The following is a 24,637-nucleotide window of genomic DNA, read 5'->3' as shown; positions in this document are numbered from 1 at the left end:
CGCCCTCGCTGCCACCGTCATATTCTGGCTTTGATCTGTGAGTCCTGAGCCTAAGAGGCCGTCATTTCCTCAGCTCCGGATCGTTGAAAAATCCTTTGTCGTGATCGGCGTTCACTTCGGATTGCAAAGCTGCCGACGCCTGCACCGAAGAGGCGCGTTGTCTGCGGACCTGCTGGCCTACATTCTCGATAGACACTTTCCCTTGGTCAATGATGCGGGCGGCGGCGCCCTCGTCGCCGTCCCCCGGACCGCCCGGCACGCGATCCACACCGTGAGGGTGATAAGTGCCCCTCACATCGTCAAAATCGTCAATATCGCGATGCGGGACTTCAACGAGATTTGGCTCGTGGATCAATTCCTGCACCTCGTCTCGAATTTCGGATTGCTTAGTCTGCATCCAAGAAGAGATCAGGGCATTACGAGCGTTGCGCTGCTGATGGGTCATAGTCGTCGCCCATAATTCCGGCGCATCCAGGCCAGGGTTTCGCATTTGCTCTGTACGGTACCAGTCCGCCAAGTCCTGGGACAGATTTGCACTGAGCTGCATGCCATGGGTCTCCGCATAACTCGCGTCGCGGCTGAGTTGCTCGGAAAATTCATGAAGCTTTCGCGCCGTTTCTTGATAGGAACGTGCTCTCGAAAGCGCATCCTCTGTAGCCTGGGACGAAGAGGATGAAGTCGATGCACGATCAAAGTTGCTGGACCGATCGAAAGTCCCATAGGTTTCATTTGCTCCGGTGCCGTTGGCATGTTCATCGCGAATACCCGATGTGCCGGAGCTATTGATTTCCGAGCTTCGCTGGTCTGAGGTGCCGTACCGCAAGCGGTCTTGTTGCTGGGAGACCCAACTCCTGCTTCCACCGATAGTACCTCCGCCAGCTACTTGCCCACCTCGGCCGCCGGCCCCCTTACCAATTGAGCTGCTTCCACCGATGTTTGCGCCAACAGTTCCATTTAAGGAATCGATCGTACCCGCACTACGATCGTGTCCTTGGGCGATGCTTTGGCTATGGCCGACCGACGACCTCTCCTCCGTTCCTGCACTGGACGATGCCGTATTACGATCGAACCGTTCGATCGACGTCCCTGATGAGCGTCCGCGGCTGTTATCCCACCCGGAACTTTGCTCACTCGACGTGCCAAAGGCGCTGCGATTGGTGTGCGTGCTGGTGAGAATGTCCGAAGCCGCCGCCTCATAGGCCTTTGCCTGCCGCTCCGCGACGCTCGCCTGTTCCCTGAGTTCGGACACAAAGCCGGTCGACGCACGGGGCTCGACATCAAGGCGCGAAATCGCCTGATGCATGTCGATCACCTCGCTGCCATTGCCGAACGCCGACACCACTGCCCCATTGTCATTGCGGAAGCTGTAGGCCGGCCCGCCATCCTGATAGGTTGCCGCGGTGTTCCACTGGTCGCTCTGCCGCATATTGGAGGTCTGGTTGGCCCAGCTCACATTGCCATAGGCATAATTGCCGGTGGTCTGCTCGAGCGCGGCGGCCTCCGCCGCATTCTGCGCCGGCGCCAACATCGACATGGATTGCCCGGCGATCGACATGGCGCCGCGCGCCAGCCCGGCGGCGAGGAACGGCACACTCATCAGCATGAACCCCGCGATCGTCGCTGTCTCAGCATTCACCGCGCCAATCCCGGCATAGGATCCGAGAGTCATGCCACCCTCCGCCACGCCCGTCGCGGCCGCCTCTGCGCGCGTCATGCAGATCATGTGAAGAACGACATAAAGCGGACCCCAGGCCGCCAAATAGAAAAAGCCCGTCGCATAGCCCTTGAGCGCCGACACACCCGTCTGCGGCATGAGGAACAGCGGGAAAATCACCGGGAACATCGCGAAGAAGACGACCGTCAGCACGATGTTCAGGATCGGCACCCAGGCCATCGCCTGCTGGGCGATGCTGTTATAGGTGTTGCGCGCCTGGATATCGGCCCGCGTCTGCGCGAAACTGTCGATCGCGCCGGCCGCCGCCCCGCCCACCATATTGTTGCGCGCCTGCATGAAGGCGTTGATCGCCGTATTCTGTCGCATCGCCTGGGCAAAGCCGTCGCCCGAGCCGGTGAAAGCCCCGTTCACAATCGGGATGTCATGTTTGAGCTTATCGGCCGCCAGCGTGTTGCTGAGCCTGGGATAGGCTTCCTTCCCCCAGATCGGCGCATGCGCATCGATCATCGGCGCCCATTGCGCGTCGAGCATCTGATAGGCCTGCCGGCAGGTCACGATATAGGGCGTGACCGTCGTGCCGCTGCGCTCCAGCCATTCCTGCGAGCGCGATTCAGCGTCCGTGGCAATCGCCGCCCAGAGATCGGTCGCCTTGGCCAGATCGGTCAGCGACTTCTGATAAAGCATGATGTCGCCGAACACGCACTGCTTCATATATTGCTCAAGGTTCGTCGAAAATTCAGCGTCGCGGATGATGAAATTGCGGGTCGCGTCGAAGAGCCGGGCGCCGTAGATGAGACCGTTGGTGGAATAGTTGAGTTCGCTCGGCATCACGAACACCGTCTCGGCGGTGCGGGTGAGATAATCGCCGATCTGAGTGGTGAAGCTTGCCAGCACGCCAAGGCCAAGGGGCACATTGTCGACGGTTGCAGGGGCGAGGCTGGGATTGATGCGATCGGTCACCTTGATGCTGACCGTCGGGACCATCAGGCACATATAGATGAGGGTCGCCTGAAGGAACCAGTTGAGCCAGGCCTTGTAGTTCAGGGTGAAGGCGACGACGAACAGTGAGTAAATGAGGCCCATCACCATGGCGACGCGGATCATCGAGCGGTAGCCCCCGCCGCCTGACCAGGCCGCAACGGCATTGAAGGTGTTGACGAGATATTCGCCGCCCCCGACCGTGAAGACCTCCAGCATCGCCCTGCCCTTCCGCCTAGTTGAGGCCCTGGGCGGATAGCCCGCGCGAGAAGCTCAATGCCGCGGCCATGCCCGGCGACATGCTGTTTTGCAGCGTCGACTCCAGCGCCATGGTCCGGTTGATCACCTGCATGGTCACCTGAAGCTTGGTGTTGAGCTTCATCTCGCGCTGGGAGAAGCGCTGCCGGGCCGCGGTGATCTGCTGCTTCCACTGATCGGCGGTCGCCTGGTCGGCGGTCTGATAATGGACCTTTGATTGCTCGACCCGGTCCATCATATTGTCGAGCATGGCGTTCAGGAGATCGACCGCGACGATCTCGGACAGCGCTTCGGTCTCGCCATAGGTGAGCTGGGTATGCGCATAGGCATAGACGGTCAGGATCTTGTAGAGCGGGACGGTAGCCAGGTTGAGCAACTGGCGTTCGGCGGCGGTGAGCGCCGTGTTGGACCGGACCTTCCCATACATATCGTCAATCATCTGCTGGATGCGCGGACGAAGGGCGCTCGCCTTGGGGATGGTCAGCACCTGCTCGCCCACATCATAGCAATCGCCATCATTGCATTTGAGGATCTTGACCGCCGAACCACCCTCAGTGCCGTCGAGCAACGCGGTCACCACCGCATCTTCGGCAGGGCCGAACATCACGACCTTGCCGCCGACACTGGGATCGGTCGAGGGCGTGGTGACGATGGTGCCGACCAGCGTCATCACATATTCGGAAAATTCCTGGTCGAACGCCCCGAACTTGGCGGATTTGCTAAGCGCTTCCCAGGTGTAATTATGCTTCTCGCCGACGAGCTGATCCTTCATCGCGGCATCGCTATTGCCCGCGATCGTGCTGTCGCGACTACCGCCATTATTGCAGCCCTGGCGCGAGGCCGCCCAATCAGAGAAGACGCCCTGGCTGTTACCGACCGCCTCGCAGATGGTAGCGCGGGTCGTGTCCATCTGCGGCCATATGCCGCCGACCAGCGCCTGCGCGGTCTCGCAGCTGGAGATGTTCATCTGGTTCAGAAGCTGCGCCTTCTGGCTGAACTCGTCCATGACCTTGCCGATTTCGGGCGAGACGGAGTCGATCGCGAGCTTGAAGGCAAAGCCGAGCGCATTGTTGGCGGTCGCCTTGAGCATCGCCACGATCTCGGACGCGTTGATGAAGGAGAAGGAGCCCGAGAAGAGATCGATGCCGCCGCAACCCGCCCGCGCGCTCGGTAGCTGAAGGTTGAAGGGCGAGACGCTTTTCTGCGGGAAGCGCGTCCAGACATTGCCCAGTGAATAATAGCCGGCCGACTGGCCCTGGAAGGCGGTTGGGCCGGTGATGTTGGCCGCGCCGCCCGCATCATTGAAGAAGCTGTTCATTTCCGACGCCACATTGGCGTCAGCGACGCCGATGACGCTCAGATGGACCGCTGTCATCATGGTGATGGCCGCAGCTCCGCGCTGGAGGAAAAGCCGAAGCCGACTGCCTTTGCGTATCTCAGCCATCAATAATCACTCCCAACTCTGGTGTTGGTCAGCATGAAGATGCGATCCATGATCTCGTCGGCGCTCAGCATCCCGAACCCGACCGGAATCGTCCGCCTAGTCGAGGTGTCGAACAGGACCAGGGCCGGCGTCTCATTGCCCGGCACGCCCATGCGCGCGCGCTGACCCGCATCGACCACATAATTGGGGAAGTCGCGGTTGGGTCCGCCATCCATCGAGACCGCCATCACCGCCATGCCATGGCTGTCGGCCACGGATTTGAGGATCGGCCCGAATATCTCGCAGGCGCCGCAGCTTTGCGCGTAGAAATAGAAAAGCCCGTAGCGCTGGCCGAGATTTTCCAGCACCGCATCGCGATCGGCCTTGCGATTGTCGAGCCAGGCACGCTTGCCGACCGTGCTGACCGGCCGCTGAAGCGTGTAATCGAGGTCGGGATTTTGCCAGAGCGCCCGCTGCCAGGTGTCCGAGAAGGTCGAGGCGCGGTCCAACTGCTCACGCTGGAAACGGACATAGGCGATGACATTCTGCTCGGTGGGTTCAAGGATCGCCCGCGCTTTCAACTCATCGAGTTCCTTTGTGATCGCGGCCATCCGATCGGCGGCGCTTTGCTGGGGTGCTTGCGCTGGCTTTTCCGGTTCGGCCTTGGGCCTGACGCAATAGAACCACTGGCCGAGGCGACGCTCCCGGCAATAGAATTCGTCGCCTGCATCGGACTGCTCCACGCCATGGGTGGCCGCCACGGGTTCGTCCGCATGGCCGGGACTGGGGATGACGGCCGATGCCAGCATCCAAGCCGCGATCACGCTTTTCATCGCCATATTACCTAACCTCCTTGCCGGGCACGCGCGACCTCAATGGCCGCCGGGCGCGCTGTCCAATTCCCCCTTGGTGAGCTGCAGCACCGACATCATCAGCGCGACATCGAGCAACCGCGTGCCCTGATCGAGCATGCGGATGATCCCGTTCATAAGCGGCCGGGCCATGTCGCGGCCCTGGATGCTCGCGCGAAACCGGTCGCCGCATTTGATAAGCCAACCGCGCCCGGTCATGTGGCCGACACTGTCTGCGAGGGTTTCGCCCGGAATGCCGCAGTCGAACCACTGCCCTACCGAGTGGTGGATGTCCTGCGCGCGCATCGGCGAACGACTGCGATAGACGCAGATGAAGATGGCCAGCTCGAAGGCGGTCATGTCCCATCCAAAGGGAGCGCCGGGCGCCACCCTATCATTGCCCATGGAGATCATAATATCCCTGTATCTTCGCTTGAATGTCCGTCATCGTCTGCACTTCATCGGGCAGTTTCGCCGCGTCCATGAACTCGGAATAGACTTCGGTGAAGTCCATCACCGAAAGGTCGAGGCTCGCAAACTCCTCGATGGTAAAGCCCTTGCATTGCTCTTTCTTGGGCTTGTCCCAGGGCTTGTTCAGCTGGATACGGCCCTGCTCCTGCAGGATGCGCGAGAGTTTGCTTTCGAAACAGCAATAGGCGGTGCGCTTGGTCTTGCAGATGCCAAGGATGCTGGACGAGCAGTAGGTGCCGACCTTGTGGCAAAATCCCATGCGATCCTTGATGTCGAGCTTCATCTCGTCCTGCGAGCAGGCAAACAGCGTCAGGAAAGGCGTCGCCAACGCCGCGATCGCGGTCGGGCCGCCGGCAAGCGCCGCCGCGCCCGCGCCAATGGTCAACAGCCCAGAGGTCTTGCCCGCGCAGCAGTTGATGAGTCCGAATACCGGCTTGTGGCAGCTGTCGCGTTCCCCGGAAAAGACGGTGAAATTGTCCTCGTCAAACTCCTTACCGGCCTGGTCGATCGAGTGGAGAGCCACAAGCGCGTCCTTGAATTCAGTCGAGGCTTCGCGGACGATCGGTTCGCAGTCGCCGTTGATGCAATAGACGTCGCCGCCACAGATATATTGCTTGTCCGCGCCCTGCTCGCTCTGCGGCACCGGGCAGCGATAGACATTTTCAAATACCTTGCAGGCGGCGGGATCATAGGCTGGATCATCCTCGTCATCGATGCACTCCTTGCGCAGGAAGCTGCATTGGGCGTTGCCCTCCAGATCAGCGCAGTCATTGCCTTCACCGATCACGGTGCACTGGTAGCGGTTCGATTTGGCCCAGCAATCTTGGGTCACGCTGACCCCATCCACCATCCGGGTTTTGGGTTCGCTGTCGGTGCAGACCGACGATGTGAGCGCGCATTGCCCATTTCTGACAGGCGCCACGCAGGAAGTCAGGTCATCCGCGGTTCCGACATGCACCGTGGTCGTGCCGCCGCCCAGGTCGACCACCGGCGCCGGTGTAAAGCAACCGAAAGCATTGCAATATCGGCTGCCATTGGCTGAGGCGGTTGGCGCTGAGCATGTGTAGGTGCGCACGGTATTGGAAGAATAGAGCAGCCGGTCCTTGTTCAGCCGACCGTCGAGGTGCCGTTCAACCGTGAAGCTCGTGCTTTGGAGCGTACAGGACGGCGCTGCCTCAAAGCCAGCGCAACTGCTGCTGTTCGCATTGGGCACCCATTGGGTCCCTTTGTGCAGCACCTCATTATACCAGTAGCCGCAGCTGTATCGGTAGGCCGTCGTCTCCTCGAATTGCGGCACCTGGGGCACGGTGCAGCTCGGCTCGCTCTGATCGACGCTCGCGCCGGCGTTGCACGTCGCCTCATAGCTGCTGGCCTGCCCGTCACCCGGCGGCAGCGGCGTGCAGCTTCCACTGGTACCGCCGATGTCCTGGCCGTCCAGATAGTTGCCCGGATCAGTCTCGATGGCGCTCGCTCTGGCAGCCGTGGACTTGATCTCGTCATTATCGAAGTTCGCGCGCGTCCGGTCCGCGTCCGTGGTGATACGATAGGTTTCGTTGGTGGATTTGAGCGCGGCGCTGTCATTTTCGAGTTTGTCAGGGTCGTCGAAATAGTCGCCCTGCGGCAGGCTTGACCCCGCATAGCCCGGCAAGGCCTCTGCCTGGGATTGCTCGCTGGGCACGAGGGCGCCGTTCGACCGCATGGCATTGCCGAGACTCTTTCCTTCTTCCCGCGCCTGTTCCTGCGTCATTTGCGCGCATAGCGGCGCCGCAGCCGCGGCGCTGATGAGCAGCAACAGCGCGGACGGGTGTTTCACGGCTTTGCCCGGTCCATATGCGCAAGGGCTACGCCTGCGACCTGCGCGCCGGGCCCATGGCCTTCCGCAAAGCTGCTCAGCGCATAGCGGACCGTCACATTGCCCGTCATCCGGTCATGCGGCGGCACGCGCGTCCGGCAGTCAAAGCCGGCGCAAACATCGAAATCGGAGGAGACCGCAACATAGGTCGGGACCGCCCCCACCTCGAAAGCGCGGAAAAGGCGCGGATCTATGCCGATATTCGCCATGTCCTGCTCGTCCACGATCTTCCCGAGCTGGCCGGCGAACGCCTTCATGCTGTTATTGGGAAAGCCGCGAAACACGACGATGCCGCCGGCCGCCGCCGTGTCGCGCACCATCTGCTTCAACGACGCGGGCGGCATGGAGAGGCTGGCAAAAGAAATGAACTGCGGCGCCTCGCCGGGCTTGCCGCTCACATTCTGCGCGGCCCCCTTGACGATCGCGTCAAAGTCGATGGGCCCTACGGGTCCGGTCGGGAGGTCGCTCGCGGCGACCCGCTTCATATTCTCGGTGCCGCCCTCGTGCACGGTGAGCGCCTCTTCGCGGAATGCGTCGCCCCGATCCTTGACCTCATCGACAAAGGCCTGCGCTTCAGCCTGCAGGTCTGCCGCGCGCTTCTTGACCGCCTGGACGTCGACCCCCTCGACAGTCTGGGCGAGCAGGGCGGAGAGGCCGGCGGTGGCGATAAGGGCGGCGAGCCCGATCCTGGCGAAATGCATGGCGTCCCTCTCCCTACAGCACGCAGCAGTTACGCTTGCGCCAGACCAGATAGCCCATATCCTCGCCCGCAGCGGGGAAGGCGCGGCCTGCGTCCGGTGGGAAGGTCGACGCGCCGATCGCCGAGCAGGCGAAGCGCCCCGAGACCGTCGGGATCGGGTTCACCATCTGGAAGCGATATTGCTGCTTGCGCATGATCGGCATCAGATATTTTTTGCACAGGCCCTTGGACCCCATGGTCCCCCAGGCGAGCGCCTGGCGGTGCATCTTGTAGGCAAAGCGCGACAGAGCGAGCCGGGACGACTGAACATGACCGATCGACGAGGGGATATTGCCGTTCATGGGATACATGGACCCCTGGCAGCCCGCGCACCAGAAAAGCGGATCGAGCGGCACGCCGACGGTGCCGGCGATGCAGTCGGCCGCGCACGCGGCCTGGGCGACGGGATTGGCGAAGACGATGGCCTCGGGGTTGATCAGCCCCGACAGCGCGTCATCCTGCCAGAGCGGATCGACCTCGGTCATATAGGCGATGTCGAAGCTCGCCTGCTCGAAGCAGACGAAGTCGGTCAGTATCTCCATCCAATAGAGCAGCGGATAGACGTACCAGTGAACATGCCATTTGGCGGTGCTTTGCGAGCGCCCCCCGACCATGGAGGGGCCGGTCATATAACCTTGGCCGATATCGAAGCCGGGCGCGACGCGGATGCCGCCCAGATTGGGAAAGCACCAGGGCTTCATCGTGACGTCAGCCAGCCGGGCGGGTTCCCAGAACCCCACCGACATGCCGATGCGCGGAAGCGGATCGGCACAGGCGCAGATGGGCGAGGCGGGGTTGCCGGTGTCGGGGCGGTTGCCCGGCCAGATCTTCATGCCGCCGACCGAAAGCGGAAACAGGCAGGACCAGCAGACATCGGTAATGGGATTGACGAACTTGCCATGGCAGGTCGGCCCGGCCGCCTCGGCACGCGGCGTGAGGGCGAGAACCGCCAACAGACTGGCCATGAGCAGCAAGGCGCGCAACGGGCGCATCATTCGCCCTCTCCTGGCTGCCCGATGCCGCCATTGTCCGCCCGGTTCTTGACGCGGAAGTAGATGAGGCCGTGGGTCGCGGTGAGGAGAATGAGCCCAGCGATGAGAAGCGAGGCTCGGACGTCGAGGAGATGCTTCAATGGGGCGAGCAGCGGGATGGTGGTGGCGAGGGCCAGGCAAAGACCCTGCCAGACATAGCGCATCACCCGCAGGAAAGGGGTTTCGGGCGCCGCCATGGGCGTGCGGAGGAGGTCCAGCCAGAGCGGCATCATCCGGCCCTCTTCGCGTCGAGCAGCAGCTCTTCGATCTGCATCACCCGCCCCACCGGCCGCACCACGGCGGGCGTGTGCTGGATGCCGAATCTCGCCGTGAGCCGCCCTTCCTGATCGAAATAGAAGCGGCGCTTGCGGTTGGTCATCTCCTCGATCGGTGAACCATTGACCAGAATGATCTTGGCCTTGGCGTCACTGTAGCGGGCCGTCGCCCAGGCCATCTGGTCCGCATCATCGCCATTGACGAACACCAGCGCCTGGGTGAGGCGCACAAAATCGAGCGGATTGATCTTCTGCCCCGCAGCCGCAATGAGCGTGCCCTTCTGGTCCCTGATATCCTGCTCGAGCGTGACCGTCGGATCGAATTGCCAACTGCGCGCCTCTTGAGCCGGCGTGATTCCGGTGACGGGATCGGGTCGGCGGACCTTGGCTTCCACCCTCTTGGCGAAGGCCGCGTTCGTGCGCGCGAGTTCACCGCTCGCCTCGGCGCGCTTCAGCCGCGCTTCGATAGTGGCGAGGAGATCGGGTTCGATCACCGGGAAGGTCTGGCCGACCGCGCCATAGTCCCGCGCCTCCGACCGCATCGGGCCGATGATCAGCAGGGCAGCCGCCAGTGCAGCGCAGGCAATAGGGACGGCGAGCAGCGGCCTCACAGCACGGGCACCCCTGTCCCGAAGATCTGGCGCGCGCAGACCAGACCAATCTCGCCATAGCGGCTGTCGAACCCATCCTTGTGCGGTGTGCCGACATAATAGCAGCTGGGTGGGATCACGCCGGTCGGTCCCGGCGTCAGCCGTTCGCCAAGGCGCGTGCGCGCCTTCCTATGCGCGACCAACCGGCCATTGATGCGCACGTCGGCACCGTCATCGCGGATGACATCGCCGGGCATACCGTAGACGAGTTTGCCAAACAGGGGTGTTGGCGTGCCGAAATGCCGCTTCACCAGCGCATTGGCGGGCGGATCGAAGAAGACATAATCGCCCCGCGCCGGAACCTTGGTGCGGTGGATCAGGAACGCCCAATTGGGTAGCGAGTCCGTCAGGTTGATCAGGATTGCGTGGCGCTCGCGCCAATCGTGAAGGACTTGCCAGGCACCGTAACCGGCAACCGCGACGCCGAGCAGCGCCCATAGGCGCTTGCGCGGCCGCCAGCCCGGCGCCCGGGGGCTTTCACTGACCGCCAGCGCCATCGGGGCCTCCAAAGCTCGAAACCGAAGCGCCAAGCGCTCCGGGGTTCGGATCTCCCAGGGGGGCAGGCGGGAATGATGAAGTGGCTCCTGCGGCAAACGGCGTGGCGGGCATCGGCGACGGAGCAGAAGCCTGCGGGTGCGGGGATGGTATCTGCCCTTCAAGACCGCCGGTCTCGCGCTGCAGGCCCAACATTTGCTGCGCGCTCGCCTGTTTGGGGAACGCAATGCCCGAGGCATAGACGGCCTTTTTGATACTCTCGGTAATGTCCGGAACATTTTTGGACAGCACCGCCTCACCGACCATGACGATCTCGCCCTCGCGCGAGCGCCGTTGCAGCTCCTGGTCGAGCGTGCCCATGAAGCGGCGCATTTCCGCTTCGACCTGCGCGGGGGGCGACGCGCTATGGGCCTGCGCCTGCACATATTCGCCGACAATCGTCGAAAGGCGCGCCGACACGATCCGTTCGGGTGGCGGCGCGAGCAGGGTCTTGGTGACCCACATGCCCCAGACCAGCGCCGCAGCGACCACCGCGCCGCTCAGAAGCTGGCTGCGGGTGAAGCCTGCAAACAGGCTGGCGCGACGTGGTGGAAGGGCGGGACCCGGCGCGGGCAGATCGAGTTCCTGCTGCTCAGCCATGGCGGGCGCTTCCTGGCCAGACGGGAAACATTTGGTGCCGCCGCAACAGCGCGAGCACCGTCACAAGTCCGAAGTAGATGGCGATCACCCAAAGGTTGAAGGTTGCGCGTTGCTCAGCATCTGCCGCCAGATAGTGGCCAGTGAAATTGTGAAGCTGGATCACCATGCCATGGGTCGTGCCGCCGCCGATCGCGAGAAAGAAAAGCGCCACCAGTCCCCAACTCATGAGTTGGATGGTCAGAAAGAAGCCAGAGACGTGAATGATCAGATCCGCGATGCTCGCAGGCTCAATGTGCGTGCGCTGCCGCCCGGACTTTCCTGGCCGCGCGTCATTCAACTTCGTCAAAAAATCCTGCATGACTCCATCACTCCGCTGCCAGGGGAAGATCGCCGGGGTCCGCCGACCATTTTTCCGGCATATCGGGGAATGCGACGCGCTCAATTGCCTGCTCCATCGTAAGACCGTCGCCCACCAGATGCTCGATGGCGGCGAAGGTCCTGGGGCTCGACGAGAAAAGCGTCGCGCTATAGGTATCGAGCACCAGGCGGCCGACCGCCAATGTCTCGGGCCCCTTGATCATGATATCGGAATATTCAAAGCCATTGCGCTTGAGCGATCGCAACAACGCGTCGGTATAGTCATCCATCTCGAAGCGGTCATGCTTCTTGAAGTCGGCAATGGTTTCCGGCTTCTGCTGGAGAATGACGAACCAGTCGCTATTCTCAAGCGCCGCAATCGAGCCTGGCGACTTATAGTAATCGTTCAGAGACTGGGTAGCCGTGACCAGTGACGCGCCATATTTACGGCAGGTGCGCGCATAGGTTTCGATGAAGTCCGCCATCGCGCCGCCGCGCAGCATCTGCCAGGCTTCGTCCAGCAATAGCGCCTTTGGGACCGACCGGTCGATCTTGCGCATCATCTGCTGGGAGAGGAACATGATCGCGGTCAGCACCACGCTGCGCAGTTCCTCGCGCGCTGAAAGGTCGGACAGCTCGAAGACGGTAAGGTCGGCCGACAGCTCGAATGACACCTCACCTTCGAAGAATTTGCCGAACGTGCCGCGCGACGAGAAGGGCCGCATGGCGATGCCAAGCGCATGGGCGAGATCATTGCCGGTCCGGTCGAGCGCCGCGATCACATCATCGATGCTCCCTGACCGCCCCTTTTCCTCCCAGACTTCATTCACCGCCCCGTCAATGAGGCCGCGCTCAGTGTCATTCAGCCGGTCGATATGACGGGCCATCTGGTTCACGATGGCTTTGAGCATCGCCATGCAATCGAGCTGATAATCCTCGTCACGCGCGGCGAGATCCGCGGCGATCATGCTGAAGGGATTGAGGCAGAAGCCCGAGGACATGGTGAATTCGACAAAGGCGCCGCCCTGAAGCTTGGCCGAGTGCTCGAAAGAACGCCCGTCATCAATCACCACCACCCGCGCGCCCGCGCCGCAGAGCGAAGCGCACAGTTCCTGGAGGGCGACCGATTTACCAGATCCCGATTTTCCGAACACCGCCACATTGTGATTGCCCGCCGCATTTTCGAAGGGTGACCAGAAGAAGGGTTGGCCGCGTCGGCCGATGAGCAGCAAATGGGGCGTCGGACCGCCCAGATACTCACCCTGGATCGGCGCCAGATTGGCGGCCGTGGTGGTCAGCATCGTGCGCATCCGCTTCATACGCTCCAGATCTTTGGAAAGGCCGTTGGCCATCGTCATGGGCATGGCGCAGAGCAGCCCCATGACCTGGAGATAGCGGTCGTCGAGCAGATCCCAGCCCGCCGCGCGATAGACGGATTTGAGGACGCGCTCATGGGTGTCGCCCTTCCCCTTGGGCGAGAAAGCCGTGACCGAATAGAAAAGGCGGACGAGCTTCCTTCCCTGCTTCATCTCGTCATTCACATAGCGCCATTCCTGGCTCTGTTCCTTCAGCTGCGGCAGGAAACGCGCCGACTTGCTGTCGGCAAGGCTGGTGGTGCGCATGAATTTAAAGCCCGCCTTGCTGGTCGCCGCCTCCACATCGGGGAAATCGATGCAGAGATTGGTCGCGACCGGACAGGGCATGCGCAGCTTGTCGGTGAACATGTCGCCGATCAGCCGCGCAACGTCCCACGGCGCCCAGCGCTGCGGCAGGTTGCGCACCGAGAAGGAGCGCACATCGAAGGTGTCAGGGTAAATCTCGCCGATCTCCGGCGTTCCGTCGACCTCGCGGCCGGTCGGACGGAAGCGCTCGGTGCGCAGCAATATGCGGTCCGCTTCCACCCGCATCTCGACGTCACGCCGGATCGCCTGGTCGGCAATACTGTCGAACGCGTTATAGCTGACCGCATCATCGCCGGGCGCGGTGGTGGGCGAGGTGATATCGTCAATCCAGGCGATGAGCGCGGGCGGGTCCATCTTGCGGGCGGTGACGTTGATCGAGGCCAGCGCAGAGATGAGCCCGTCCATGACGCCGACAATCTCCTCATTGGAGACGCGCGAGCTTTCCGGGGTCGAATAGGAAATGGCGACGCGGTGATTGCGCAGGCCAAAGGGCGCGTCGGCCGAGAGCGAGGTCCAGACGCCTTGGGTCATATGCTCGACCCGGTGCCTCGCCATGCGCTCGTAGATTCCGTGCGCCCGGTAGCGCGGCACATACCATTTGGAGAGCAGTTCGCCCACGCGCGGGCTCATCCATTGGTGGAATTGCAGGCAGCCCGGTGTCGGGATCGCTTCTGAGAGGAATTGCGCGAGGATTTCGCCGCTCCTCTCATCCGCGCCCACCATCGGCGCCACTTCCAGCACGAAGCCGCGCGAGGCGCTGTTGTAGAAAATGCCGCTTTTCGCGTCATAGCTGCGATAGGGCAGCCAATGCGCCAGCATGGGCACGCCGAGATCCGGGCGGCCGCTGTCCGGGCGCTTGGTGTCCCCCAGCATCCCCGCCATCAGGCGCTCGAAGATATTGGGATCAGCCATCAGTCGTCCTCCGGGATGGCGGCAGGAAAGGCGGCCGCCCGCACGAGGGGCTGGACGACCGGCTTGGGTGGCGCGGATGCAGAAGCCGCCGCAGCAGACGCCGGGACCGGCTGACTGGAAAGCGCCGCGGGGGCAGGCGGAGCCGCTTTGGACGCGGGTGTGGCAGGAGATGGTGACGACCCTGCTCGCGCGGAGGTCTCAAGCCGACGCGCCACATCCGCCTTGATGGCCGTGACCGGGTCGGCCTTCCGCGCCCGCGCCGCTTCAACCACCGCCGGCGTCGGCAGATCGGGATCGACAGCGAGCGGAGGTTCGTCCCTACTGACGGCGTCGGCCAGGCTCTGCATTTGCGGCGCGGCCGAGAGCGCGTTGCGGGATATGGCTGCTTCCTGCGGCTCGGGCGCGCTCTGCCATTCACCCTGGGCGACCACGGCGCGGATGGCGCTCGCTTCATGGAGCCGCCCGCTTTCATCGATGAAGGCCGGGAACACAATGCGCATCACCCGCTCGCGGCTGCGCGTGGCATCGGCGCTGACGCCCATGCGCACTCGCTCGGCCGCCGCGACCTTGGCTGCCGCCGGACGCCTGGGCTGTTCCTCATAAGGGCCGGCGGGGGACGGCGTGGCCGAGGGATCATCGGTGATCATGGCGAGCGCCCGATCGTCGATGACCGCGCTCGGCGCGCAGATGCCATCGGGCGCGGCGCAGGCGAAACTGCCCTTGACGTTGCCGCCAAGGCTCGCGCAGCCGGCTGAAAGAAGACAAGCGAGGACGCTGGACATCAGGGCCAGCGTCCTCGTCGTGACGGCCCCGCTCACGACCGAGCATCCTTCAGCCAGGCTTCGAGAAATTCGCGGGGGCGATAGCCTTCCAGCACCGCGCCGTCGCTGCGCACGATGACCGGCGTGCCGTTGAGGCCATGTTTATGGGCGAAGGCCTCATTGGCATCGAGCCCCGACGTGTCGCAGGTCGCGCCGCTCGCCAGCGGTTCGCCGGCATAGGCGGCGTGGACGGCCCGCTCCTTGTCCTTCGCGCAATAGACGCGATCGGCAATGTCGCGGCTGCCCATCACCGAGATCGGCCGCTCGATCACCTTGACGTTCATCGAGCGCAGGACATTGGACAGCGCCCGGCAATAGCCGCAGCGAAAATCGGTGAATATGGTGAGGCTCTGGCCCTGTGGATTGCCCCAGATGATGGCGCCCTCCTTGCCGAGGCTGTCGAGCGAGAGCTTGGGCGCCCTGGGTTCCGCGACGGGCTTTTCCACCCGGCCGCCCTTGGCGGCAGCGGCAAAAGCAGCCTTTTGCGCATCCTCGCCCGTCAGGTTCGCCGCCGCATTGGCTGAAGCTGCGGCGCCCACCAGCATGTCGGGGTTCATCTCCAGCAGCTTTGCCGCCGTCAGGTCCTGGCGTGTCTGCATGTCATAGACCCGGCCGATGATGAGGTAGCGCGCGGCGGGGTCGACATAGAAGAGATTGGCGCCAGCGGTGATTTCGCACAGGCCACTGACCTTCTGGCAATCGACCGCACCAACCTGGGTTTTGGGGAGCCGCGCCTTCAGCGCTTCTCTTACCCCGCCTTCCGCTCCGCTGACATCCGCCGCAAGGCTGAGGCTCGCGAGGCCCACGCTGCCAATGGCAAGGCCAAGCGACGCGGTCCGATATGAAAGGAAGCGCCCAAGGCGCCGCAGCCTAATTGCGAACATAAACACCCTCCAGGAAGACGATTTCCACGTCGATGCCGGTCGGCATCTCGATCACCGGCTGATATTGCTCGGCCCGCTCGATCAGATATTTGGACACCATGTCGCCGGTCTGGGCGACGCCCTCGCCAAGCCCGCCTTCGAGAATGTCCCCGGTCGAAAGCTTGTCGCGCTTGCCGTTGGTCGAAATGTTGGTGCCCTGGAACACGCTGTTGGCGTTCGCCGAAAAGCCGCGGCCAAAGCCGCCCACCAGCCCCGCCATGAAGGCCTGGGTCACCAGCGATCCTTCGCGCGACACTACCCGGCCGCGCACGCCGGTCTTGCCGCCAAAGGCGATGAACCCCTTGACCTCGGACACCGCATAGCGTCCGCCCGGTTGCGGACAGGTCATCTTCTGGAGCTTCACATAGACCTTCTCGCTCGAAAGATCGCCGCGTGCCGCGCCATTGATGAGGCAGCCCTCGATCCTGGTCGTGAGCAGCTTGCCATTGGCGAAGACCGATCGGGCGGGGCCGGTGATGCGCAGCACGACGGGCAGCGGATCGGTCTGGCTGTTGACGCCCGCGCTCGCATCGACCCCGACGATCACGCGCGCGCGGGCAAAGCTGTTGGGCGGCAGATAATTGGGGCTGTCGGTATAGACGGTATTGCCCTTGGCGACCTTGGACGCGGTGCCCGTATCGCTGCTGGTGAAGCTCACCATCTTGACCTCATTGCCGCGCGGGAACGCATCGGCGCCGCGCCCTGCCCCCGTGCCGTCCGGGCCATCGGGCCGCTGGTAGGCTTGCGGGCCATTGGGGCCGTAGAGGGCTGCAGAGCCGGGCGTCACAGGCGCTGCCGTGCGCCGCTCGGAAATCTGCCGCTTCAATTGCTCATTTTCCGCCTGATAGGCGGTCAACACCCGCTGGCCGTCGGCCTGCATCGACTGGTTCTGCGCTTTCAAGGCTTCGACCTGCGAGGCGAGCTGGTCCATCCGCTGCTGCTGGCCGCCCACGGCCTTCAGCTGATTTTCCTGGGCCTGGAACTGGTTTTCCGACATCGCCATCCACTCCTGCTGAGAGAGATTGCGGTTCACCAGATCCTTGGTCGAGACATCGATCTGCTCACCATTCTCGGCCTTCGGATCCTCCTTTTTCTCGTCACCGCTGAAGATCCAGAAGGAGGAGGCGATAAGGCCGATGCCGGCAGCACCCGCGAGAAGCAGCTGTTGCTTGCGGCGCACGGCCTCGTTGCCGGCGAGGTCGGCGCTGACGGGGGAGACGCCCTCGCCCGCCTCCTGGTCGGCATCGAGCGTCCGGCGCTTGCGCGAAAAAAGATCAGCCAATGCCATCAGGGCCTCCCATTTTGCGATACGAGATAGGCGGTCGTAATCTTGCCGGGGCCAAGCCGTGGCTCGGCGATCGAGACGGCCAGCGTGTTGGTCGGCGCGACCGTCGCCTCATTGAGCTCGATGGCCGCCGCGCCCTTATTCTCGATGCGCAATATCTTGCCGGTCAGATCCGCGCCGCGATATTCCGCAATCATCTGTACCTTGAGCGCGCCGACATAGACCGGGCGGAGCGAGCGCTGCCGCATCTCATAGCCCGGTGCCGTGCCATTCGCAGCCATGGCCTGCATCAGCTCGACCGCCGCGTCCTGCGGCCCGATCTTGCCCTGCGGTCCATTCTCTTCCGCCTTCTCTTTGGCGATGGCGGGATTGGTGACGAAGATCTGCGCGGCTTGATCGCCTATGATCCGGCACAGGAATTTGTAGACATAGCCACGCTTGCTGGTGCCGAAGAAGGAGAGCGCCCCTTTCTGGAAGCCGTCAGGCACCGAAAGATAGATGTCGCCGCGCACAGGCTCGTTCACTACCGAAAAATCCTCGGTCGGATTGCCGGTCGAGATTTTCGACACGCTGGCAAACTCATCTTCAACCAGGCTGATGCGGGTCAGATCCTTGGCCGATGCCTGGCAATCGACCTGTGCGCTGTCGGCCGCCACGATATTCTGGTCGGCAAAGGCGGGGACACTGATCAGCAGCATCGCCAGCCCCAGCAGGAGAAGCCCGATCACGCGGCTCGCAAAACATTGGAGGCGCGAGAGGAAGGCGATACCGCCCGCGGCGCTGCCGATGGCATAAGCCGACATCATGACGCCCTCCCCTTCTCGCGGTGGCCTTTCTCATCCTCCACCATGCCAAAGCCGATGAGCTTCAGGCTGAGGCCCGCATATTCCCAACGATAGCGGAAGGTGCGCAGCTGTTTGGAGACGACCTTGCTGCCGACGATGGTGTGGAGTTCGCCGGTCACCTCCGAGGTAAGCGCCTTCGTGTCGATGGTCATCGACTGGATCGTGAAGAACTGCGATATCGACGACCCGCGCTGCTCCTCGACAATGCGCATGAGGTCCGCCTTGAGCCTCCCTTGCGCCCGCGGCGCGGCGATGGAGAGCACGCTCTCCATCCAATATTCCAAGTTTTGCGGATTGCGATCGAGCGTCAGCACCACGACATCGCGCGTGATCATCTCCAGATAGTCCCGGCTGACACCCGAACTGGAAATGGTGAGTGGCGAGCGCAGGATGGGCTGAAGCACGATCTCCCGCCCCCGAAAGAGGGTCATGGTGAGCAACAGCAGGCTTAAAGCCCCGAGCGCCGCAACCGCCGCGAACAGCATATTGCGTTGCCGCAGGATCCGCTGGTGATGCGAATGTTGGTAGGAAAGGTCCATATCAGCCTGCCATCAGCCGAAGATAGGAAGGTGGTGTGGCTCTCAGGCCCGTAAAACCGGCCGGAAGATGCCAATAGGCCAGGTGCAAAAGCCATGATCCCGCCCGGCCAGCCTTTGCCTTTTTAAGTCCCCACCAACCCGCGCCCGCAAGCGCTACGCCAATGAAGATATGCTGGGTCAGGATACCCCACGTGAACGGTATGATCAGCGCGAGAAACTCATCCAGCGTCCAGAGCCCTATCAATTCAGGATCGTCCAGATGAGCCGGGATCACATATTTGTCCTGGGCCATACACCACCCTCTTGTCGGTCCCGCGCGGCTGAAAGCCACTATGGACCGCTTGAAGCTTCAGATCGTCGCGGTGACCGTCGAGGTGACGATGGGAACGCCGGTGCCCGCGCCCACGCCGACGCCCACGGGGATGGCGATCTGGCCGAGCGAGAAGCGGCCCGACGCGAGACCCACAACGCCGCCAACCAGCGAGAGGATGGTGATGATGCGGCCACCTGAGCCTTCAAGGAATCCGGTGAATGTGTTTTCCGCCGTATCGAAGGTCGTGTCGGCGCCGGCGAAGGCGGGGCCAACCATCAGCAGCAGGGCGAAGGCGAGAAAGGCGAGCGCAAGCACCGCCATCTCCACGCGCCCGGCCTGTTTCAGAACAGACTGCATGAGATGTTCCTTATATTCCGAGCGCGGCTGATCCGTGCTCCAGAGAAAAGCTGGGTGCGTTCAGGCATCTTCTCCAAGTGAGAAGAGGCAAAAATCTCCTCAAACCATAAAATACATGCACAATCCCGTGAGCCTCGACAGAAAATTGCGCGAATCTGCCCGCGCTCGCGGGCAACTGTCCGATCTCGCGGATCTCTGTCCGTGATTGCGGACAGGTGAATATTGAATTGGATCTGATTCGGACAGTCTTCACAGATTTACTAATTTGATGATATCATCACTCTGACGGCGTAATGAAATCGGAACCGATCGGAAGCTCACTCGCTCAATCGGCAAAACAGAGTGATCGGGCTCGCTCCTTTGACTTGGTTCCCGCAATCGCATGAAAATAGATTGAATATTGAATCCACGGAGTCGCATCTTGCACTGCGGCAAGCCAGTTGGTCCCTTGATTTCGCGGCCAGCAGCTTTCCGATTGGAACGAGAGCGATGGGTCGGGCAACCCATCTCTTGGCCCATGGAGACACATCTCGGGGGGAAAGGAACAAGCAATCAACAGGGAGAAAACATGGTGTGGCAAGCTGACGATGATGACCCCGGCCAATCCGGTTCCAGGTCAAATGACAGGCGCGCGGATGTGCAGGCGGGCTTTCTTGCCGTCATCCTCGAAGACATGGCGCAAAAGCGCCTGAGCGTCCGTGATCTTGCTGGCGCGACCGGCATCGGCAAAAGTCGCCTGGGCGCGGTTCTGCACCGCAATGTGGCGAAGCGTCCGCCGATCACCTTGCCCGAGCTTGCGATGCTGCTCGACGCGCTCGACATCCATATCCTGCAGGCATGGCTCAAGGGCGAAGCGCTCATCCATATCGGATTATATGGCGATAGTCGGCTGAACCGGCTCTTGCCCCTGCTCGCGGAATTCTATCTCGATCTCCCCCGCAAGCTGCTGGACGCCATGACGCAGATCGAAGGCGCCGACGGCACGGAACTGCGCCGTGGCTGGTCGGAACCTTTATCCAACGCGGTTGCCAAGCGGATGGCGCATGAGATCACCCGCGTCGTTGAGCGGCGCAATGCGCTCACCGATCTGCGCTTCTGATCCGTTCCCGAAATGTCGAAACCAGCACGGTGCGATATGGGGTTTGATCCCGCCTATCGCCAGATGGCGGCGACCCTTCAAGCGGCCAAGAGGGCATCGCAGAACCGCTCAGCCGCGACCAGTTGCGCAAGATGGTATCGACATAGAGACGGGTCTCGCGGATGCGCGGGATCGTCGCGTTGCGGACCCGGCCTGGTCCCGCATTATAGGCTGCGAGCGCCAGATGGACCTGGCCAAAGCGGTCGAGCTGCTGGCGCAGATAGTGCGCGCCGCCCCGCAGATTCTGATCGACCGCATAGCGATCGACCCCCATTTCCGTCGCCGTGTCGGGCATGAGCTGGGTCAAGCCATAGGCACTTTTGGAAGAAAAGACATGATGGCGATAACGGCTCTCCTGGATGATCATCGCGTCGAACAAGCCGACCGGAATGCCGAATTCACAGGCGATCTGGCTCATCAGGCCGTAATAGCCCAGTCGCCGGCTCTCGGCGTCCGCCTTGAGAAATCCGGTAGGGCGGTACGCCACGGGCAGACAAGCCGGTGTCCAGCGGGAAGCTGTCGCAGGATAGAGAGGGGCGCCAGTCATCCAGCGCGGAATGGCCAGTGCATCTGTGAAGCGCGAAACATCGCCCCGATCACCGGGATCGAAGACAGACCAGCTATCCACTTGCGCTGGCCCCTGCTCCACGAAGCTGCTCGCCATTTCGCTTTCGACCGAATGGCGATCGGGGCTATCGGCAAAAGTGCTCGGCTGCCCCCCAAACTGTTGAACCACGACCCCGGCGGTCGGGTTCAGATCATTTTGCCGATCGGCGGATGGATCGCCCCCCATCGTGATCATTTGCGCGATCCGCACGGTCCTTGGAGGCGACGCATCTGCGGCATCTATCCCCACGAACATCATTCCAGCGAGCAGAAGCGCCTTGCGCATACCATTCTCCTGACTGTTGAAGCCCAAGTGGAGATCAGCGCATGGCGGCTGTCAATCCGGGGCACCGGGGGCCGCCCCTTCCCTTCCTGCTCTTCCGCGAGGCACCCATGTGGTTGATCGATCGCCAGAGTGACGGTCTCCAGACCCGACGCATTCCCCTGCCTCCACCTGTGCGCGAGGCTCTGGTCCGCTGGTATGAAGGCCAGGGCGATCATCATGATGAGGAAGCGGGCATTCTCCTGATCCAGCAGGCGCGCATTGGCGAAAAGTGGATTGCCTGCGATTGCCTGGAAGAGGGACAGGCACCGCCCATACTCACCCCCGCTTATTTGAGCGAAGCCGAAACCTATTATCTGCGGCGTCTCACCAGCACGAAGCGGCCCGAACATCGGACCGACTGTCCCTTCTTTCGCGATTCTGCGACCAATCGCATCACGGAGGTGCGGAGCCCTCTCAACCCGGCAGAGCCGCCCGCGGGCTTTTTTGAAGTGCTGCGCCCCGCCCCTGAAAATCTTGCGCAAAAACCAGAAGAAGATCTCACCGATGACCGCACGCGCAATGCGTCGATCCCGCGTCTGGCCCGGCTGCTCTGGCGGTTGATCGACGCTGCAGGATTGAACCACTGCCCGCCGATCAGTCACAGAAGCACTCCCCTGTCGATCAAAGACGAGTTCAGAGCCTTGGGGCAGTCCGCCGCGAAGATCGAGATTGCGCCCGGCCTGGAACTGGCGAGTGCGCTCTGGACCCACGCTCAGCCTCTTCACAGCAAACAGGTCTATGCTTCGCTGCGAAGACTGTCCGAGAAATGGCCACGTGGACATGCACCCCAGGCTTTCCTCACCCTGTTTGCGCCTTCCTTCCAGGGCAGCAGCATCGAAGTGCCCGGCTGCGATCCGGTTCTGGTCGCCAATCGGGTGCAGTCGCCATCGGTGCGGACCAATGTCATCAAAGGCCCCTATCTCGCTCTGGTCGTTGTCGGGCAATATCCAGAGTCCCGTGGCTTCGCGCCGCTCCGCGCTTATGCGCAGCCCATCTATTCGGGGCGCCGCTTTGTTCCGGTCGATAGCGAGTTTGAACGACGGGTCCTGCGGCAGCTATTGGAAGCCCAGCAGCATCTCCATCGCATGAATATAGACCTCGCGATCGAGAAACCGGTCTTCGACCGATTGACCGAACTCGGCCCCTGCCGGCCCGATTTCATGATCGAGGCGCGCTCACGCGAAACCGGCGAAATACGACAACTGATCATAGAGGCGATGGATTTTGACGACGAGACCTACCGTGCGGCAAAGGCCGTCACCCTGCCCCGCATGCGGCAAATCGCACCGGTCTTGCCGGTCATGCCGAGTGACGCAGACCACCGACGAATAGGGTCAATGTTGATGGGCATGATACTCGCATAACTTTGATCTGATTCATCAAAGTTTAAAGGATAGGCCCCCATGGAACCATGAGCGAAGTGAAGTCGTTCTCTCGCCTCGTCTTAGGCGGCGCAATTGGTGATTTACATTTTGCAACATTGCGCGCATGAGGCGCAGAACATCCCTCGAAGACGGGTCCGCGATCATGGCCGACAACAATCCTTCCGATATCACCGCCCTCACTGTTCAGTTGGTGAGTGCATTCGTGTCCAACAATACGGTGGCAAGCACCGACCTTGCCGGCCTGATCCAGTCGACGCGTGCCGCGCTCACCAATGAACTCAATCCGGTGCCGACCGAGCCAGAAGCGCCGACTTACACACCGGCCGTTTCGGTACGTAAGAGCCTTTCGTCGCCCGATCACATTCTGAGCCTGATCGACGGCAAGCCCTACAAGACCTTGAAGCGGCACCTTGCCTCGCATGGCCTCAGCCCCGAGGAATATCGCGCGCGCTATGGCCTGCCCAAGAGCTATCCGCTGGTCGCGACCAGCTATTCGGACGCCCGCCGTGCGGTTGCCTCAAAGATCGGCCTTGGCCGCAAGCCCGTTCCACCAGCCGCCCCTGCTGTTGAAGTGAAGCCTGCCGCCGCTGCCGCGCCGAGCGTACCCGCTCCTGCAAAGGCGAAGGCGCCGGCCAAGCCCGCTCCCGCCAAGAAGGCTGTCAACGGCGATGCCAAGGCAAAGTCGGCTAAAGCTGCTGCTCCTGCCGCCGCCGCTACGGCCGCGCCCAAGGCTCCCGCTGCAGTCAAGGCGGCGCCTGCCGCAGAAGCCAAGGCTGCACCGGCAAAGGGTGATGCACGCAAGCGCTTGTCGATCGCCGGACCCAAGGACGAAAAGCCTGCTGCAAAGGCAGAAGCTGCCGCCAAGCCGGAGGTGAAGGCCGCGGCTCCCAAGACAAAAGCTGCGTCTAAGGCCAAGCCGACTGCTGCCCCGAAGGCAGCCAAGCCTGCCGCTGCGGCAAAGAAGCCCGCCAAGGCGGCGGCCCCGGCGGTGAACGGGGATGCCAAGCCCTAGGCGGACGTGACCCCGGCCAACGGCTGATCGCCGGACGCCATACAGATCTGCAATGTTGAAGACAGCCCCGCATCGACGGGGCTGTTTTTGCGTCAACGGTCGATCGCTGGCGGACAACTGCAAATAGACCAGGCGCATGCGCCCCGCAAATAGCTCGATTCCTAATGGCCTTCGAAGTGGCGCTCGATGTCCAGGCGGCCATTCAGAACATTCACTATTTCCAGGCTGTCCTCGCCGTAGCGGAAAAAGATCACATAACCCTGATGCGTAAGAGACCGGATGTCGGGCCGCAACTCGGGTCGATAGGTTCCAAGCGTGCCGGGCAGATCGGCAAGATGCTCGCATCGGGCCATAAGCTTTTCGACAAAGGTTTGAGCGACCGCCAAATCCCCGCTTTCAACAGCGATATGACGCAGGATGCCAGCCAGATCGTTTCTCGCTGACGTCAGATAGACGAGACGACGCACTCAGTTTCCGCTACGGCTCAATTCTTCCGACACGCGAGCCAGATGACTCCGTACATCGCCAGCATCATGTTCGCCACCCGCGGCGATCGAAGCGTTCAGTGTCTCCCGCAGCGCTACCAGCTTGACCTCCCGTTCCTCGACAAGGCGCAGGCCCTCGCGCACGACTTCACTTGCCGATCCGTAGCGACCGGATTTGACAACGGCTTCCACAAAGCCTTCCCAACGTTCGCCAACAGAAACGTTCACCCGACTCTCCATTCATGCGCCGCGGACGCATAGCATAATAACATAAAATGCGCAATCTTTGACATTGCTAACTGCGGTGCCAGTTGA

Annotated in this window: 26 protein-coding genes; 3 read left to right on the top strand and 23 right to left on the bottom strand. The window is 62.2% G+C overall.

Features of this window, described 5'->3' with window-relative positions; translation table 11 throughout:
* Window positions 1-61 precede the first annotated feature (61 nt).
* The 20 genes from RUH75_RS16780 to RUH75_RS16685 form a co-directional block, all read right to left on the bottom strand.
* A complete protein-coding gene (locus tag RUH75_RS16780; protein ID WP_313808110.1) occupies window positions 62-2,872 on the bottom strand; it encodes a conjugal transfer protein TraG N-terminal domain-containing protein in 2,811 nt (936 codons plus the stop codon).
* Window positions 2,873-2,888: 16 nt separating this feature from the next.
* Window positions 2,889-4,289: a conjugal transfer protein TraH gene (locus RUH75_RS16775; protein WP_313808119.1), complete on the bottom strand. Its 1,401-nt coding sequence runs from the start codon at window positions 4,287-4,289 to the stop codon at window positions 2,889-2,891.
* A 65-nt stretch (window positions 4,290-4,354) separates the two neighbouring features.
* On the bottom strand, window positions 4,355-5,143 hold the full coding sequence (locus RUH75_RS16770; protein ID WP_409592386.1) for a conjugal transfer protein TraF: 789 nt from the start codon (window positions 5,141-5,143) through the stop codon (window positions 4,355-4,357).
* 63 nt (window positions 5,144-5,206) lie between these two features.
* On the bottom strand, window positions 5,207-5,545 hold the full coding sequence (locus tag RUH75_RS16765) for a hypothetical protein (protein ID WP_313808106.1): 339 nt from the start codon (window positions 5,543-5,545) through the stop codon (window positions 5,207-5,209).
* 34 nt (window positions 5,546-5,579) lie between these two features.
* Window positions 5,580-7,469, bottom strand: a complete 1,890-nt coding sequence (locus tag RUH75_RS16760) for a conjugal transfer protein TraN (protein ID WP_313808104.1) — start codon at window positions 7,467-7,469, stop codon at window positions 5,580-5,582.
* On the bottom strand, window positions 7,466-8,209 hold the full coding sequence (gene trbC / locus RUH75_RS16755; protein ID WP_313808102.1) for a type-F conjugative transfer system pilin assembly protein TrbC: 744 nt from the start codon (window positions 8,207-8,209) through the stop codon (window positions 7,466-7,468). The genes RUH75_RS16760 and trbC overlap by 4 nt, the downstream gene beginning before the upstream one ends.
* A gap of 13 nt (window positions 8,210-8,222) precedes the next feature.
* On the bottom strand, window positions 8,223-9,239 hold the full coding sequence (traU, locus tag RUH75_RS16750) for a conjugal transfer pilus assembly protein TraU (RefSeq protein WP_313808118.1): 1,017 nt from the start codon (window positions 9,237-9,239) through the stop codon (window positions 8,223-8,225).
* Entirely contained in the window at window positions 9,239-9,511 is a 273-nt protein-coding gene (locus RUH75_RS16745; RefSeq protein WP_313808100.1) for a hypothetical protein, read from the bottom strand. The genes traU and RUH75_RS16745 overlap by 1 nt, the downstream gene beginning before the upstream one ends.
* On the bottom strand, window positions 9,508-10,164 hold the full coding sequence (gene traW / locus RUH75_RS16740; protein WP_409592385.1) for a type-F conjugative transfer system protein TraW: 657 nt from the start codon (window positions 10,162-10,164) through the stop codon (window positions 9,508-9,510). Before traW ends, RUH75_RS16745 begins: the two co-directional genes overlap by 4 nt.
* Window positions 10,161-10,700: a S26 family signal peptidase gene (locus RUH75_RS16735; protein ID WP_313808098.1), complete on the bottom strand. Its 540-nt coding sequence runs from the start codon at window positions 10,698-10,700 to the stop codon at window positions 10,161-10,163. The genes traW and RUH75_RS16735 overlap by 4 nt, the downstream gene beginning before the upstream one ends.
* Entirely contained in the window at window positions 10,681-11,337 is a 657-nt protein-coding gene (locus RUH75_RS16730) for a type-F conjugative transfer system protein TrbI (protein ID WP_313808096.1), read from the bottom strand. Before RUH75_RS16730 ends, RUH75_RS16735 begins: the two co-directional genes overlap by 20 nt.
* Window positions 11,330-11,695: a hypothetical protein gene (locus RUH75_RS16725; protein WP_313808093.1), complete on the bottom strand. Its 366-nt coding sequence runs from the start codon at window positions 11,693-11,695 to the stop codon at window positions 11,330-11,332. The genes RUH75_RS16730 and RUH75_RS16725 overlap by 8 nt, the downstream gene beginning before the upstream one ends.
* A gap of 7 nt (window positions 11,696-11,702) precedes the next feature.
* Complete coding sequence (gene traC, locus RUH75_RS16720) at window positions 11,703-14,288, bottom strand: type IV secretion system protein TraC (protein WP_313808091.1); 2,586 nt, start codon at window positions 14,286-14,288, stop codon at window positions 11,703-11,705.
* On the bottom strand, window positions 14,288-15,106 hold the full coding sequence (locus RUH75_RS16715; protein ID WP_313808089.1) for a conjugal transfer protein TraV: 819 nt from the start codon (window positions 15,104-15,106) through the stop codon (window positions 14,288-14,290). The genes traC and RUH75_RS16715 overlap by 1 nt, the downstream gene beginning before the upstream one ends.
* Window positions 15,103-15,993 (bottom strand): DsbC family protein, encoded by an 891-nt coding sequence (locus tag RUH75_RS16710; protein WP_313808087.1) that lies wholly within the window; start codon window positions 15,991-15,993, stop codon window positions 15,103-15,105. The genes RUH75_RS16715 and RUH75_RS16710 overlap by 4 nt, the downstream gene beginning before the upstream one ends.
* Window positions 15,980-17,320, bottom strand: coding sequence for a TrbI/VirB10 family protein (locus tag RUH75_RS16705; RefSeq protein WP_313808085.1), 1,341 nt, complete (start codon window positions 17,318-17,320; stop codon window positions 15,980-15,982). Before RUH75_RS16705 ends, RUH75_RS16710 begins: the two co-directional genes overlap by 14 nt.
* On the bottom strand, window positions 17,320-18,123 hold the full coding sequence (locus tag RUH75_RS16700; RefSeq protein ID WP_313808083.1) for a type-F conjugative transfer system secretin TraK: 804 nt from the start codon (window positions 18,121-18,123) through the stop codon (window positions 17,320-17,322). The genes RUH75_RS16705 and RUH75_RS16700 overlap by 1 nt, the downstream gene beginning before the upstream one ends.
* Complete coding sequence (locus RUH75_RS16695; RefSeq protein ID WP_313808081.1) at window positions 18,120-18,701, bottom strand: type IV conjugative transfer system protein TraE; 582 nt, start codon at window positions 18,699-18,701, stop codon at window positions 18,120-18,122. Before RUH75_RS16695 ends, RUH75_RS16700 begins: the two co-directional genes overlap by 4 nt.
* 1 nt (window position 18,702) lies before the next feature.
* Entirely contained in the window at window positions 18,703-18,993 is a 291-nt protein-coding gene (traL, locus tag RUH75_RS16690) for a type IV conjugative transfer system protein TraL (RefSeq protein ID WP_046766250.1), read from the bottom strand.
* Between the two features lie 57 nt (window positions 18,994-19,050).
* A complete protein-coding gene (locus RUH75_RS16685) occupies window positions 19,051-19,371 on the bottom strand; it encodes a TrbC/VirB2 family protein (RefSeq protein ID WP_313808074.1) in 321 nt (106 codons plus the stop codon).
* 568 nt (window positions 19,372-19,939) lie between these two features.
* Here RUH75_RS16685 and RUH75_RS16680 point away from each other — a divergent pair.
* Window positions 19,940-20,470: a helix-turn-helix transcriptional regulator gene (locus RUH75_RS16680; RefSeq protein ID WP_313808072.1), complete on the top strand. Its 531-nt coding sequence runs from the start codon at window positions 19,940-19,942 to the stop codon at window positions 20,468-20,470.
* Here RUH75_RS16680 and RUH75_RS16675 read toward each other — a convergent pair.
* Entirely contained in the window at window positions 20,451-21,401 is a 951-nt protein-coding gene (locus RUH75_RS16675) for a lytic transglycosylase domain-containing protein (RefSeq protein WP_313808070.1), read from the bottom strand. The two genes, RUH75_RS16680 and RUH75_RS16675, sit on opposite strands and share 20 nt — an antisense overlap.
* A 107-nt stretch (window positions 21,402-21,508) precedes the next feature.
* Here RUH75_RS16675 and RUH75_RS16670 point away from each other — a divergent pair, with 107 nt between their 5' ends.
* Window positions 21,509-22,804, top strand: a complete 1,296-nt coding sequence (locus RUH75_RS16670) for a hypothetical protein (protein WP_313808112.1) — start codon at window positions 21,509-21,511, stop codon at window positions 22,802-22,804.
* A gap of 124 nt (window positions 22,805-22,928) precedes the next feature.
* Window positions 22,929-23,837 carry a MucR family transcriptional regulator gene (locus tag RUH75_RS16665; protein WP_313808068.1) on the top strand — a complete coding sequence of 303 codons (909 nt, stop codon included), beginning with the start codon at window positions 22,929-22,931 and terminating at the stop codon, window positions 23,835-23,837.
* A 161-nt stretch (window positions 23,838-23,998) separates the two neighbouring features.
* On the opposite strand, the gene RUH75_RS16660 is transcribed toward RUH75_RS16665, so the two are convergent.
* Entirely contained in the window at window positions 23,999-24,304 is a 306-nt protein-coding gene (locus RUH75_RS16660) for a type II toxin-antitoxin system RelE/ParE family toxin (protein WP_313808065.1), read from the bottom strand.
* On the bottom strand, window positions 24,305-24,550 hold the full coding sequence (locus RUH75_RS16655) for a type II toxin-antitoxin system ParD family antitoxin (protein ID WP_313808061.1): 246 nt from the start codon (window positions 24,548-24,550) through the stop codon (window positions 24,305-24,307).
* Window positions 24,551-24,637: the final 87 nt, after the last annotated feature.

Source organism: Sphingobium sp. (assembly GCF_032153725.1).
Classification (GTDB): Bacteria; Pseudomonadota; Alphaproteobacteria; order Sphingomonadales; family Sphingomonadaceae; genus Sphingobium.
Note: the sequence above shows the minus strand (reverse complement) of the source record. Positions and strands in the feature narration are given on the sequence as shown.